Annotated in this window: 11 protein-coding genes; 3 read left to right on the top strand and 8 right to left on the bottom strand. The window is 48.9% G+C overall.

Translation table 11 applies throughout. The annotated features are described in order from the left end of the window. Positions 1-78: 78 nt before the first annotated feature. The 8 genes from HHX48_RS13880 to pilM all read right to left on the bottom strand — a co-directional run bounded on the left by HHX48_RS13880 (position 79) and on the right by pilM (position 8,076). Positions 79-1,551 carry an SPOR domain-containing protein gene (locus HHX48_RS13880; protein ID WP_191026030.1) on the bottom strand — a complete coding sequence of 491 codons (1,473 nt, stop codon included), beginning with the start codon at positions 1,549-1,551 and terminating at the stop codon, positions 79-81. Between the two features lie 92 nt (positions 1,552-1,643). Next, positions 1,644-2,714, bottom strand: coding sequence for a 3-dehydroquinate synthase (aroB, locus tag HHX48_RS13875; protein ID WP_191026029.1), 1,071 nt, complete (start codon positions 2,712-2,714; stop codon positions 1,644-1,646). Between the two features lie 21 nt (positions 2,715-2,735). Beyond that, a complete protein-coding gene (aroK, locus tag HHX48_RS13870) occupies positions 2,736-3,254 on the bottom strand; it encodes a shikimate kinase AroK (protein WP_191026028.1) in 519 nt (172 codons plus the stop codon). A 268-nt stretch (positions 3,255-3,522) separates the two neighbouring features. After that, positions 3,523-5,298, bottom strand: a complete 1,776-nt coding sequence (locus tag HHX48_RS13865; RefSeq protein WP_191026027.1) for a type IV pilus secretin PilQ — start codon at positions 5,296-5,298, stop codon at positions 3,523-3,525. Further along, complete coding sequence (locus tag HHX48_RS13860) at positions 5,291-5,836, bottom strand: pilus assembly protein PilP (RefSeq protein ID WP_191026026.1); 546 nt, start codon at positions 5,834-5,836, stop codon at positions 5,291-5,293. The genes HHX48_RS13865 and HHX48_RS13860 overlap by 8 nt, the downstream gene beginning before the upstream one ends. Continuing rightward, on the bottom strand, positions 5,823-6,440 hold the full coding sequence (gene pilO / locus HHX48_RS13855; RefSeq protein ID WP_191026025.1) for a type IV pilus inner membrane component PilO: 618 nt from the start codon (positions 6,438-6,440) through the stop codon (positions 5,823-5,825). The genes HHX48_RS13860 and pilO overlap by 14 nt, the downstream gene beginning before the upstream one ends. 2 nt (positions 6,441-6,442) lie before the next feature. Further along, positions 6,443-7,024, bottom strand: coding sequence for a PilN domain-containing protein (locus tag HHX48_RS13850; protein ID WP_191026024.1), 582 nt, complete (start codon positions 7,022-7,024; stop codon positions 6,443-6,445). Beyond that, on the bottom strand, positions 7,012-8,076 hold the full coding sequence (gene pilM, locus HHX48_RS13845) for a type IV pilus biogenesis protein PilM (RefSeq protein ID WP_191026023.1): 1,065 nt from the start codon (positions 8,074-8,076) through the stop codon (positions 7,012-7,014). Before pilM ends, HHX48_RS13850 begins: the two co-directional genes overlap by 13 nt. Positions 8,077-8,219: 143 nt before the next feature. Here pilM and HHX48_RS13840 point away from each other — a divergent pair, with 143 nt between their 5' ends. The 3 genes from HHX48_RS13840 (at position 8,220) to HHX48_RS13830 (ending at position 14,103) form a co-directional block, all read left to right on the top strand. Next, positions 8,220-10,886: a penicillin-binding protein 1A gene (locus tag HHX48_RS13840; RefSeq protein WP_191026022.1), complete on the top strand. Its 2,667-nt coding sequence runs from the start codon at positions 8,220-8,222 to the stop codon at positions 10,884-10,886. Positions 10,887-10,948: 62 nt separating this feature from the next. Further along, positions 10,949-12,640, top strand: a complete 1,692-nt coding sequence (locus HHX48_RS13835; protein WP_191026021.1) for an NAD-dependent malic enzyme — start codon at positions 10,949-10,951, stop codon at positions 12,638-12,640. A gap of 470 nt (positions 12,641-13,110) precedes the next feature. After that, positions 13,111-14,103: a DUF4382 domain-containing protein gene (locus HHX48_RS13830; protein WP_191026020.1), complete on the top strand. Its 993-nt coding sequence runs from the start codon at positions 13,111-13,113 to the stop codon at positions 14,101-14,103. Positions 14,104-14,130 lie beyond the last annotated feature (27 nt).

The raw sequence follows: 14,130 nt of genomic DNA, 5'->3' as shown, positions 1-14,130 counted from the left end.
TATTGTTGTTTGATCATGTTTTCTGCAAATCAAACCGTACGAGGGGGCAAGCATTTGTAAAGTAAGAAAAAGGAAAGGCTAGGAGTTGTCCTTTATTTCAGCAAGTACCTGGTCTGCGGCTTTAACAAAGGCATTACTTTTTCCGGGATATTCCGGCAACAGCGACATCGCCTGACGTGCCTCGGTAACTGAGCCAAATGGCTGTTTAAATAACAGTACGTACCAGGGCCCACCATATCGCTGTGTCTGATATATCCATACTTTGTCCTCAAGCTTGTGGTCATTGATAAAGTCGCGCAGAAGCGGCGCATCTTTCAGTCCAGCAAGTTGAATAACATAGTCCTTAGGGGTGAGCAGTGATAAAAGTGTCTGGTTATCCAGGGTATCTGACGCGTCTGTTTTCGATTCTGGTGCAGTTGTATTCGCTGTATTCGCAGTAATCGCTGTATTTGCTTCGCGAGCCCGTTGAATCATTGATGTGGCAAACTCTGCATCGATAACAGGCACAGGTTTAACGTCGGCCTCTACATCGCTCGGTTTTTCTTTGACGGTGTTATCCTGGGCGGCGGACACCTCATTATCCCGGCTCATGCGCTTTTCGTTCATCTGCTGCACGGCACTTTGCCAGTCGGTAATTCTGGCTTGCGCGCTTGTGACATCATCAGTCGTAGCCGAAGACGTGTCAGCTTGTGATTTGCCAGCTTCCGGTATCGATTCGGATGAATCCGCTTTGTTCAATGTTTCATCATTTACATCCGCCGGTTGTTGTTCGACCAACTCGCGGTAAGCACTACCGGGTGTGGGTAAGGGGGCTTTATCCTCTGCGGCTTCCTTTTCTATCGGTGAAAATAATGCTTCCAGCTCGCTGGAATATTGCCAGGCGATGAGTGCAGTGAAACACAATAAGAAAAGCAAAACGGCAATGCCCCAGAACCAGGGAGACTTCAACCGGTTTTGTGAAACCGTGTGCTGTGCGGCGCTACGTTCATCCAGTCTGGCCTGAAATGCCTGGCGGCGCTGGCTGATAAGCTGGTCCAGCTCAGAACCCACCTGTTGGGCCATGACTGACTGACTGGAGATAAGTAAGGGCGTATTGGTGTTCTTGGCCGGAAGCCACTGTTTTGCCTGTTCTGCCCAGTCCGACTGACCAAACAACAGAACATTGAGGTGTTGTTTGTTGCTGGCAAACCGGCTTTGTAAAACCAGATCCCATAACTCCTGAAGTAGTGCATCTGGCATATGCTCGGCCTGAGTAATGGTAATCAGGACAGGACCATGATGCTGATTTAAATCGGCCATCAGCTCATTAAGTGGGCGAACGTAACTTCCCACTTGTTGCCCCAGTAATTGCTGACACAGCAGTCTACGATAATCATGAAGTTCGAGAGTAGGTTTTGCTGTCAGGTAGGCAATGTCCGTATCGTCGTTTTGATTAAAAACGAAGGCATCGAGAGTCTTTTGCTGCTGGGCAACAGAGTCTCCGCTGACAAAAATCAGCTGAGAGGAATAGGTTACCAGATACTCCAGTCGTTCATGCAGTGGTGATTGCACGCGCGCTCCCTAAAGACTTGCCTGTCGATAACTGCCCGGTTTCCTGTTGCATGTAATCAGCATTTACCAGGAAGGGGAATTATCGACAACGATTAACGGCCCAGTATGTCTTCTAACATTTGCTGTGTGACTTGCTGCGTCACCACTGCCTTTCCAATAGTCGTTGGAATAACGAAGCGAAGTTGACCGGCCTCTACCTTTTTATCTCTACGCATATGAGGCAGATAGGCATCAATATGCATCGAATCAGGCCCTTTCACAGGCAAGGAGAAAGCAGCGATTAATTGTCTGACGCGCTCCGTTTGTGCGGCGTTCAGCCAGTCTAATTGCTCTGCCGCCTGACAGGCCATCACCATGCCTGCTGCAACAGCTTCGCCGTGAAGCCAGTTGCCATAACCCTGCTCAGCCTCTATGGCATGTCCGAATGTATGACCCAGATTCAAAATAGCGCGCAAACCACCCTCGCGCTCATCCTGCGCGACGACCTCGGCTTTTATTGCGCAGCACCGGTAGATGACCTCTATAAGCGCTTCTTCATTGAGCGAGCGAAGTGCACTGACCTTTTGCTCAAGATGTGAGAAAAAGTCAGCATCATAGATGATGCCGTATTTGATGACCTCTGCCATGCCCGCAGCAAACTCTCTGGGGGGAAGACTTTGCAGCGTGTTAACGTCAATCGCGACCAGCACTGGTTGATAAAACGCGCCAATCATATTCTTACCCAACGGGTGATTAACAGCTGTTTTGCCGCCTACGGACGAGTCTACTTGCGACAACAGGGTCGTCGGAACCTGAATAAAGGGAATGCCACGTTGATAGGTACTGGCAACAAAGCCACACAAATCACCCACAACACCGCCGCCCAACGCGACAAGTGTCGTATCACGGGCTGCATTAAGTTCAAGCAGGCGCGTCATGATATGTTCATACTGCGCCAGCGACTTGTATTGCTCACCATCAGGGATAACGATGGTTTCAACCTGTTTATCGCCGCAGGCAGCGATAACCTTATCCAGATATAAAGGCGCTACGGTCTCGTTGGTGACGATCACTGCCATCGGCCCTTTTATATAGGGCATAAAAAAGCCAGTCTGCGCAAGCAGACCGGCTTTTATTTCAATGGGATAACTACGCTCGTTTAAATCCACCGTTAACGTCGACATGAGCGCAACTCCTGATGTTAATTAAAACAAATCGATTTTACTGACAATCTGGTTAGCTACCGCACGTGCAGACTGGTCATCTGTATCGATAACATAATCCGCGACTTCTTCATAAAGCGGATTGCGCACTTCGGCCAGCTCGCGAAGTACAGTCTCAGGCTCTCCATGCTGGAGTAGCGGTCTGCGCTTGTCACGCTGTGTACGAGCAACCTGTTTATCAATTGTGGTCTGCAGGTATACAACGATACCCCGTGCAGAAAGACGGTTACGTACGTCTTTATTCATCACTGAACCGCCACCGGTTGCCAGCACAATACCCTGCTTGTCGGTAAGATCGTAAATGACGTTTTCTTCGCGTTTGCGAAAGCCTTCCTCACCCTCTAAATCGAAAATCCACGCAATGTCAGCGCCAGTGCGGCGTTCGATTTCCTGATCCGAGTCAAAAAATTCAAGGTGAAGTTCGTCTGCCAGATGTCTGCCAATGGTACTTTTGCCAGCACCCATTGGGCCAACCAAAAAGATATTACGTTTTTCAGCCATATTTGCTTATATCACAACTTTCATTATGTTAAGGGCGGCGCGTCTCTTACCTTCTCAGCCTACCCATTTACGCGTGCTTAAAATCTCGATTTATAAGCACCACTCTAGAACCTCGCTTAATTTTCGAGAGCGGGATTATCTCAGTTTCATCTGTCCTGATGCAAGTTTTGTTGTTGTTTTAATCGGCAGGCTTGAAAAACAGCGGGTTAGGGAGCGTTTATTCATAAAAAAAGGCGTCTCATGACGCCTTTTTAATCATTATCGTGTTTTAAAGTGTCTCGGTGACGATTTTGGGTGTCACGAAGATAAGCAGTTCACGCTTTTGATAAATCTCAGAACTTTTCTTGAACAGGTTACCTACCACTGGCAGGTCGCCGAATAATGGGACTTTCGATATATCATCGGTATTCAGTTGCTGGAAAATACCACCCAGCACAACCGTTTCGCCGTTTTCCACCAGAACCTGTGTTTTTATCTCCTGGGTATCAATGGCCACCGCTGGGCCTGTAGACGTTGATACGGTTTCACCCCGCGTATCCTGAGTAACAACTAGATCCAGGATAACGCGGTTATCTGGTGTGATATGTGGCGTTACTTTTAAGCTTAATACGGCTTTTTTGAACTCTACAGAGGTTGCGCCAGACGAGGTAGCCTGTACATACGGAATTTCCGTACCCTGTTCAATATAGGCTTCACGCTGGTTCGCTACGGTAATACGCGGGCTGGCAATAATTTCACCTTTATTCTCAGATTCCAGTGCCGAAAGCTCCAGATCCAAAATGGTGCCATCTACCAGACTGGCTACCTGAAAACCGATACGACCGGCACCTGCAGCCGCAACGGGCAGGTTGACATTCAGTCGGCTGTCTATGCCAGGCACGCCACCACCGATGGCAGTATCAGCACCTTCCAGTGACCCCGATACAGCCGCATCAGAACCGCGATCAGTGATGCCCCAGCGAACACCCAGTTCTTCACCGACATTGTCACGAACCGTTACCATGCGAGATTCGATAAGGACCTGCTTCACCGGAATGTCCAGCGCATTGACCGTTGCCCTGGCCTGATCGATAGACTCCTGAGTATCTCTTACCAGCAATGTATTCGTTCTTTCATCAACACTGACCGAGCCACGCTCACTTAGAATGCCGCCACTTTCAGACTTAAGAATGGCCGCCATTTCCTGAGCTTTTGCGTAATTAACTGTGATATTCGCAGTTTGCATCGGTGCCAGTTCTTTTACCTGCTGTTCAGACTGCAGCTGCTGTGTCTCGCGGGCAGCCAGCTCTTCAGAAGGAGCGACCAGTAAGATATTACCGTCAAGGCGCTTATCCAGCCCCTTGATACGCAAGATCATGTCCAGCGCCTGATCCCAGGGCACACCGGAAAGCTGAATCGTAACATTGCCGGTTACAGTATCGGTTGTTACCAGATTGAAATCATTGACCTGTGCAATTATCTGTAGCACCTGACGAACAGGCACATCCTGAAAGTCCAGTGAGATAGGCTTACCGGTATACTTTGATTTTTCGTTCAGCGCTTCCTGTTGCTCTTCGCTCATAGGTTCAATTTCGATACGCAGACCTTCATCGGTCATCGTGTGACGCGCGAATACCGGGTCAACATAGTCAATAACCAGACGAGCAGACTCTTCATCCTGAAAACTTTCGATATGCGTTACGGCAGTGCCGAACTGCGTGACATCAAGTTCAACAAATTGCTCTTCTGCCAGCGCAACACCAGGCAATGTCACAGTCAGTTGACCCTGAGACTCAACCAGTTGCGGGCTGACTTTGTCATTTTCGAACGACACCAATGTGACGGCAGTGTTATTTTTGGCGCGGGTAAAATCGATATTGGTCAGGATATTGTTAAAACCTGCTTCGCTATCTTCATAAGGATCCAGCAGAACAGGCTGTTCCTGCGCGCCGGCCAGAGGCATACCGTTCATGACAAAGAAAAACGCCATCAGGCCTGTGAAAAGCATCCACTTTCTGCGATGCGTACTGTTTAACCGTTTATTAAAAATATATCGCTCAGACATTATTATTTTCTCCTGCTGTCGAATTCAGCGACAACGTGGTTTCTTCCCTCTGCCAACATCCCGCACCGTCGGGAAGCAACTGTTCTATTTTTACAGACTGGCGGTTAATAGACTTTATCGTGCCGTAAAATAAGCCGATACGACTGCCCCGGGTCCCCTTCAGAAGCGAGCCATCCGCAGTTTTAAACAACACCCATTCAGTTCCCTTACTTTTAAAGCTGCCGGTATATGCCAGCGCATCAAGGCCATATTGTTCGAGAGACTCTTTGCGACGATCATAATCTGGCTGCAGACAATTTGACTGCGTTTTAGCAACCAGCGGTTCACTTCTGTCAACGGGCCGTTTAAAAGGGCTTCTGCGGTCTGTTGAGTCATATTGAAACGCAGGTTGCGATGAGAACTCCGGATAGGGCTCAATATGGACCTGAGTGTTTTGTTTGACCTTATTAGTATATGCCGTTAAATCATCCAGTTGGGGCGCACATGCAGATAGCAGGCCAACACAAAGTGACGGAAAAATGACATTACTCAGCTTCATTGTCTGTCTCCTGAACACCGGTGAGTGCGGTACGGTAGGTTTTCGCCTGCAAACGCAGTTGCAGTCGCTCATCCTGTTGCTCAAGCCGGAAATTATGCAGTGTCACGATACGGGGCAAGTCAGCCACTTTGGAGGCAAACTGACCAAAACTGTGATAGTCGCCGCTGACTTCCATCTCAATGGGAAGCTCGGTATAAAACTCTTTTGGAATCTCTTGCTGCCAGTTCAACACTTTAAATGTTAATCCTGCAGACGTGCCGACATAGGTGACATCGTCCAGCAAGCCCGGGGTTTCGTTGCTGGTGGGCAAAGAGCGCAGCATGGACGAGAAATCCTGCTTAATTTTTGCCAGTTGCGATTCGTAAGCGTCCAGATTGACCGCAATCCGGTATTTCGCTTCAAATTGCATTTTCAGCTCTGCTTCTTTTTTCTGTGCCGCTTCAAGCACTGGCAGTTTAGGCTTGACCACAAACCAGTAACTTACTCCGGCAATGATGATTGCTACAAATACGGCAACAACAATTTTTATTTCCTTAGGCCAGATCGCAACCTGCTCGAAATCCAGGTCATTCAGCTCTTTTAGTTTATTAACATCAAACTTCATGGCTAACTCTTCTTGGCAGTAGTATCAGCCGGGACAGGGGCAACGTCAGGGCTGATCTGAAAGGTTAAGGTAAAGCCACTCACCGCATCAGCTGCGGAAGTATCGGCAATAATTGACGATAAATCACCGTGAGAAAACACCTCAGAATTTTCAATGCGACGCATAAAATCTGACAGGCGGTTATTTGACTCACTGATACCTTCAATCGTGATGCTGTTTCCAGAACGCTGCATGGTTTTAAAAGACACGCCCGGCGGCACAATCTGCGCCAGCTCGTGGAATACCCGCGGCGCCACATTCCTGCTGACCTGCAACTGGCCAATCAGCGCCATGCGTTGTTCAATGGCAGACTTTTTCTCTTTGATTTTCTGAATTTCAGTAATCTGCGCATCCAGCTTAGCGATTTCCTGGGTCAGAAAAGTATTACGCGCATTCTGGTGCTGTGTTTGTTGTTCAATGGTCTGGCCGGCCACCCAGAAGATGAGCCCGATAGTAAGCGCTACCAAAGCAAGGAAGCCTAAATAATTCTTTTTTTGTAACTGGCGCTGCTGTTCACGCCAGGGAAGCAGGTTTACATGTGCCATGTGTCGAAACTCCGGCTGGCCAACCCTGCGGCAATTGCAAGCTGCGGGGTGACACTCTTAAGACGTTGTGGGTCGATTTTTTCGCTGATCTGCATCCCTGCAAAAGGGTCAAAAACTTCTATTTCCAGCCCGAGGTCTTGCTGTAAAGCATCCGTCAGCGAGGTCAGTGTCGCGCCACCACCTGACAACAAGAGCTTTTTAGGGCGTTCAGTGTGCGAAGTACTCATGTACATCTGCAAAGCACGGTTGATTTGCTGTACCAGATTAGCGGTAAAAATAGGCAATGTTTCTTCCTGCCAATTACCGGTCAGCGTTTTATCCAGCAGCTGACGCTCAGCTTCTTCTTTGTCCATCATCTGGATAACAGAAATGTCCTGTACCAGCATGCCCATACCAAAGCTATGCTCTTTAGCATAAATCACATCACCGTTTTGCCAGACACACATCTGTAGGAGGGTGGCACCGATATTCATACAGCATACGCGCTCGTCCTCTTCAGCAGGATAGAAGTGCGTCAGCGCATTGCCCAGCGCGTACCCTTCAATATCCACCACTTTAGGTTCAAACGGGACTTCGCGTACCAGCGTGATGCGATTGTCTACCATGTCTTTATGCGCTGCAGAAAGCAGTACATTGACCTTTCCGGCATGGCTCTGGCTGGGGCCGAGTTCTTCAAAGTCGAGGTAAACTTCGTCCAGTGGGTAAGGAATCAGACTATCTGCCTCAATCTCAATCTGGCCTTCTAACTCAAGGTCACTTTGATCGGGCTCCATCTGCACAACTTTGGTTATAACAGAGCTGCCAGAAACGGCGATAGCCACCTGCTTGCCTTTCACTTTCAATGCCTTCTGCACTTTTTTCAGCGCCAGGCCGACCGCATCAAAATCACGAATTTCACGTTCCTGGAATGCTTCTTTATTGATGAGCTCACAGGCAAAACCGGCCAGTTTGTACTGGTCGCCGGATTTTTCAATTAGTACCGCTTTAATTTGACGAGTGCCTATATCAAGGCCCACAATAGACGGCATCTTTTTCCTAAACAACGATTTCATGGTAGTAACCGGTGATCCAAAGTTTGGGGTCTGCTTTAATTTAGAATCTTACGCACTTTTTTTGAATATTTTGGTTCTCATAAAAGCACGTACGTATAGAATATTAATCAATTGGGCATTTTGGCCTTGGTAATGAAGTCTCCGTGAAGTTTCTAAAATCCCTGTTAATTCTTATCTTTATCGGTGCGATCGTCGGCTCTGCCGCGTTGATCGGTATCTATTTTTATATCAAACCAGACTTGCCCAGCGTCACTGTTCTGAAGGATGTTCGGTTGCAAACGCCTATGCGTATTTACACGCAGGACGGCAAATTAATCTCTCAGTATGGTGTTAAACGGCGGATCCCGGTAAAACTTGAGGACGTTCCGCAGCAAATGATTGATGCGGTGCTAGCCACCGAGGACAGCCGTTTTTATCAGCATTCGGGCATTGATCCTATCGGGATCGGTCGGGCCGCGCTGAATCTGCTCATTACCGGAGAGAAACAACAAGGTGCCAGTACACTGACCATGCAGTTGGCGCGTGGCTTCTTCCTGACCAGAGAAAAAACCTATATCCGAAAGATAAAAGAAATTTTCATTGCCTGGCACATGGAGCAGCTTTTATCTAAAGAGGAAATCCTTGAGCTGTATCTCAATAAAGTCGAACTGGGCCATCGGGCGTTCGGTGTCGGTGCCGCTGCTCAGGTATATTACGGAAAGTCTCTGCAGGACCTGAATCTGGCACAGATCGCTACAATTGCGGGCTTACCCAAAGCGCCTTCTGTGCTTAATCCCATCAGTCGTCCCGACCGCGCTAAAGCGCGTCGTCGCGTTGTATTACTGCGAATGCTGGATGAGCAGCTTATTACGCGTCAGCAATTTGACCAGGCTGTTAATGAGGGAATAACGGCCAAAAAACACGGCGCAGAGATAGAGATAAGCGCGCCGTATCTTGCCGATCTAATCTACAGCGAAATGGTCGAGGTGTATGGTAAGGAGGAGGCGGAAACTGGCGGTTATCAGGTGTATGCCACCGCGCCTTCAGATATTCAACAGGCGGCCCAGGATGCAGTGGTAAGAAACCTTCACGATTATGATGAGCGCCACGGCTATCGCGGACCCATCGATTACCTGTGGAATCGTCCTGACAAAAACGAGATAGCAGATTCACAGATGGCTGCATCAGATGAGCAGCAACAAGTCACAGTTGATGTGGAAGAAACCGAGCCTCTCTCACAGAAGACCAGAGACGACTGGACTGACAAGCAAATGCTCAGTGCGCTTGGCGATGTAGAGCGTATCGCGCCACTGGTTCCCGCTGTCGTACTTGCGGTCAATGAGCAATCTGTTGATGTGCTGGATGCAGATGCAACTAACCGCACGCTTACGTGGGAAAATATTGATTGGGCCCGGCCCTATATTACGGATTCACGTCAGGGGGATGAGCCAGAGTCGGCTGCCGATATTCTGCGTGAAGGTGCCGTGATTTATATTCGCAAGCAGGAAGGGCAGTGGCGTCTGGCGCAAATGCCTGCTGTGAGCGGTGCCCTGGTAGCGTTGAATCCAAAAAATGGCGCTGTGCAGGCGGTAGTGGGCGGTTACAGTTTCTATCAAAGCCAGTTTAACCGGGCAACGCAGGCTAAGCGTCAGGTGGGTTCGAACATCAAACCTTTTGTTTATTCTGCAGCGCTCAATAATGGCTATACCACAGCGTCAATCATTAACGATGCGCCAATTAATCAATGGAATCAGGCGACAGGCGTAGCCTGGCGTCCTAAGAACTCACCACCGGAATACGACGGTCCTATTCGCATGCGTATGGCGCTGGGTAAGTCTAAGAACGTGGTCTCGGTACGCTTGCTGCGTGGGGTAGGGCTAGACAACACTGCCACTTATCTGGAGCGCTTTGGCTTTCAGCGTGAAGATATTCCCCGTGACGAGACGCTGGCATTAGGTTCCGGCTCACACACTCCACTGGAAGTAGCCAGAGGCATTGCCACCATCGCTAACGGCGGGTATCTGGTTAAGCCGCACTTTATTGACAGAGTACTGGATGAACAAAATACTGTTCTGTGGCAGGCAGATCCCGTCTGGGCGTGTGATGAATGTGATGAGCCAAGCATTGAATCAGTACAGCAGGATGTGGAATCACAATTGGCGATGGCGCTGGAGGCCAGTCAGCGGGCATCTGAAATGGAAACACCCAAACGCTCAGCCCCACGGGTTATCAGCGCACAAAATGCATTTTTGGTAGCGGACATGATGCGCACAGGTGTGCAGGCGAATGGTAACTGGAATAAGAAAACGTACTGGATGGGAACCGGGTGGCGCGCGAAAAATCTGCTGCAGCGTGATGATCTTGCCGGAAAAACCGGTACCACCAACGATTCCAGAGATGCCTGGTTCTCGGGATTCCAGAAAGATATGGTGGTTACAGCCTGGGTCGGCTTTGATGACATGAACCGTAATTTGGGGCGTGCCACGCGCAATCAGAATCTTATTAATCGCAATCCTGAGCGGTTCAACTGGATTGGTAATGCCATGATTGGCAGCGAAAGCGGCTCCCATGCCGCCCAGCCAGCCTGGATCCGCTTTATGAAAGTCGTCTTGGAAGGAAAGCCTGAAGAAGCGCTGCCGGTACCAGAAGATATTGTCCGGGTTCGCATTGATCGTACCAGTGGAAAGTTGACCCGGCGCACTGACCATACGACACTATTCGAGTATTTCGAAAAAGGGACTGAGCCGTCATCCTATGTAAGGGACGACGATGTGGTAGATCCTGCACAAGAAGATACGAAAAACGCGCCTGAGCCAGAAGAAATATTTTAATTCACTTTTGTACCTGAGCTGGCTCAGATGTGTTGTTGCCTGAACTAACATTCGGAAAGAAAATGTCACAAGACGATAACCGATATCTTTATATTCCCCATTCCGGGCCTTCATTGCTAGAAACACCACTGCTGAACAAGGGCAGTGCATTTACTGCCAGAGAGCGCGCTTCATTTAACCTTACCGGGTTGCTGCCGCCACGCTTTGAAACCATTGAGGAGCAGGTTGAGCGTGCGTATATGCAATATAATACGTTTGATGACCCGCTTAACAAACACATCTATCTGCGCGCGATTCAGGATAATAACGAAACGTTGTTTTATCGCCTTGTTCAGCGTCACATTGATGAGATGATGCCTATCATTTACACGCCTACCGTAGGCGATGCGTGCGAGCAGTTCTCTGATATCTACCGCTCTTCACGCGGCTTGTTTGTCTCCTGGGAAGAGCGTCATCAGTTAGATGATATTGTGCGTAATGCCACTAAACGCAAAGTGAAAGTGATTGTCGTTACCGACGGTGAGCGCATTCTTGGTCTGGGCGACCAGGGTATTGGTGGTATGGGGATACCCATTGGTAAGCTATCGCTTTATACCGCCTGTGGCGGAATCAGCCCGGCTTACACATTGCCGGTTATGCTGGATGTGGGTACCAATAACGAAAAACTGCTTAACGATCCTATGTACATGGGCGCTCGCCACCCGCGTATCGGACAGCAGGATTATGATGAATTTATCGATATGTTCATTAAGGCCGTCAAACGCCGCTGGCCCGACGTGATGATTCAGTTCGAGGATTTTGCCCAGCCTAATGCGATGCCGCTACTAAACCGTTATCGCGATGAAATTTGCTGCTTCAACGATGATATTCAGGGTACTGCCGCAGTGACCCTGGGCACCATACTGGCTGCATGCCGGATGAAAGAGCAAAAGTTATCCGATTTAAATGTCGTGTTTGTCGGCGCAGGCTCTGCAGGTTGCGGTATTGCTGAAATGTTGATTCAGCAAATGCGCCACGAAGGCTTATCTGATGAACAGGCCAGACGACAGGTCTTTATGGTTGATCGTTACGGTTTGGTGACAGAAGGCATGGAGAACCTGCGGGACTTCCAGGCAAAGCTTGCCACGCCGATGTCACAGATTGGGGACTGGACCTTTTCAGGTGAATATGCCTCGCTGCTTGATGTGGTCAACTGTGCAAAGCCTGATGTCCTAATTGGTGTATCCGGTCAGCCAGGCCTATTCACTGAACAGGTTGTCAGAGCGATGAAGCTCAACTGCGAACTGCCGATTATCTTTCCGCTGAGTAATCCCTCACGTCAGGTTGAAGCAAGACCCGAGCAGGTTATTGAGTGGACAGAGGGCGAAGTGGTAATTGCCACAGGCAGTCCGTTTAAGCCTGTTGAGTATAAAGGTAAGACTTATCCCATCGCACAATGTAACAACAGTTATATCTTCCCGGGGATTGGGCTGGGCGTAATTGCAAGCAAAGCCCGCCTGATTAGCGATGAGATGCTGATGGCGGCCAGTAATGCACTGGCTTCAGCGTCACCGATGGCGAACACCGGAACAGGTGAATTGCTGCCTCCGCTTACCCAAATTGCGGATTTAAGCAGACAAATTGCTTACGCGGTTGCCAGAGTGGCAATGGAGCAGGATCTGGCCCTTGAGATGACCGAGGAAGCATTGATGTCCAGTATAGAGCGTAACTTCTGGCGTCCTGAATATCGCCCCTACAAACGTGTAAGCATTTAAGAAGCTGTAACTTCAACCCCTGGCGGTCTGAATTGGTTGGTAAGCACACGCTTACTTTTCAGGCCGCTTCTTAGTTCTGCTACCTTTCATTATTCTCGTCGTCTGTATCTGGCAACATTGGCAGACTGACGCTTTTCAACGGCCACTTTAACCAATTTGTGCGCTGCCCGTCTCTCCTGATATATGCCACATCCTTTGAACGCATGCGCAACTATCAGCGGGCTGCCTTGGTATGCAGACTGCTTTTTGAACGAATCTGCATCAATAGCGTTTCGACCTGCTGATGTGTTGCCGGTCAGCAACGTTTAAACCGTTGAGCGAGGAACTGCATGTCTCTAATACTCGTTAAGTCCATGATTTAATTTAACTATTACTCTTTGGCATGGTTATCGCTACCTAGGTCGTATATTCGCTATCTCGTTGTCGTGTATCTACAGATAGCTGTTTTGAACTGACAAGAGGAAATTGATTTGCTGTATCCATTACCAGTTCGGTCTGCAACTGCATCACGCCTTAAAAAAGGATTACTGACGCTGGCCTGTTTATCTTCAGTCACGCTGCTAAGTGCGTGCGGCGGAGGCGGCGGAAGCGATGACACAGGGTCTGCGAATAATGATGCTGCTACACCAGAAGAGAAATTCATTACTAACTTTACATTGAATGTCTCTGATGCGCCTGTCGACAATGCGTCTGAAGTTGTGGTGTATTTCAGCGAAGTTGAACTTGTGGGCGAGGGTGAGCCTGTCGTTATCGATGTCACCGACCCTTCCGGCAACCCGCGAATGTTCGATCTATTGGAGCTGCAGGGTGATAAGTTTGCCAATCTGGTAGATGACGTGGAAATCCCTTCTGGTGAATATGGTCAGATGCGGTTAGTCATTGATGAAGACTCCTTCATTGTAATGGATGACGGCACGTATCCCCTTGAAGTGCCCAGCAATAAACTAAAACTTGATGGTTTTGAGGCGCAACCTGAAACCAGTCAGATTTTTACCGTTGAATTCGATTTGCGCAAAAGTCTGGTCAACCCTCAGGGTAAAGACGCGGTTTTCTTAAAGCCAAGAGGTGTGCGTTTGGTCAGTAATGATGCGGTTGGCACATTGAGTGGCAGTGTCCCGATGTCGCTCATCACAGATGAGGCGTGTTCGGTTAAAGCTGATGCCAACAAGGGCAATGCGGTCTATCTGTATGAAGGCAACGAATTGGATCCTGCGCTGCTGGGCGATGATGCTGATGCACAAACGGAAGAAATCCGCCCGTTGTCGGTAGCCAATGTTGTTTACGATGAAACAGCAGACACCTACGACTTTACCATCGGGTATGTGCCAGCTGGCAACTATACCGTCGCATTCAGCTGTCTGGCTTATCAGGATGAGCCAGAAACAGACGAAAACTTTGAATTTCAGGCTGTAGAAGAAACACAGGTAAATGTGGGTGAAACCACAGAAGTGACTTTTAACTAGCCTACCAGTTTGCGGGCAACGGAAGGC

The organism is Salinimonas profundi, from assembly GCF_014750655.1.
In the GTDB taxonomy this organism is placed as follows: domain Bacteria; phylum Pseudomonadota; class Gammaproteobacteria; order Enterobacterales; family Alteromonadaceae; genus Alteromonas; species Alteromonas profundi_A.
Note: the sequence above shows the minus strand (reverse complement) of the source record. Positions and strands in the feature narration are given on the sequence as shown.

Excerpts from the sequence above, each read along its gene's own strand:
- aroB (WP_191026029.1), bottom strand. The coding sequence starts at position 2,714 with ATGTCGACGTTAACGGTGGATTTAAACGAGCGTAGTTATCCCATTGAA.
- aroK (WP_191026028.1), bottom strand. The coding sequence starts at position 3,254 with ATGGCTGAAAAACGTAATATCTTTTTGGTTGGCCCAATGGGTGCTGGC.
- HHX48_RS13865 (WP_191026027.1), bottom strand. The coding sequence starts at position 5,298 with ATGTCTGAGCGATATATTTTTAATAAACGGTTAAACAGTACGCATCGC.
- HHX48_RS13860 (WP_191026026.1), bottom strand. The coding sequence starts at position 5,836 with ATGAAGCTGAGTAATGTCATTTTTCCGTCACTTTGTGTTGGCCTGCTA.
- pilO (WP_191026025.1), bottom strand. The coding sequence starts at position 6,440 with ATGAAGTTTGATGTTAATAAACTAAAAGAGCTGAATGACCTGGATTTC.
- HHX48_RS13850 (WP_191026024.1), bottom strand. The coding sequence starts at position 7,024 with ATGGCACATGTAAACCTGCTTCCCTGGCGTGAACAGCAGCGCCAGTTA.
- pilM (WP_191026023.1), bottom strand. The coding sequence starts at position 8,076 with ATGAAATCGTTGTTTAGGAAAAAGATGCCGTCTATTGTGGGCCTTGAT.
- HHX48_RS13835 (WP_191026021.1), top strand. The coding sequence starts at position 10,949 with ATGTCACAAGACGATAACCGATATCTTTATATTCCCCATTCCGGGCCT.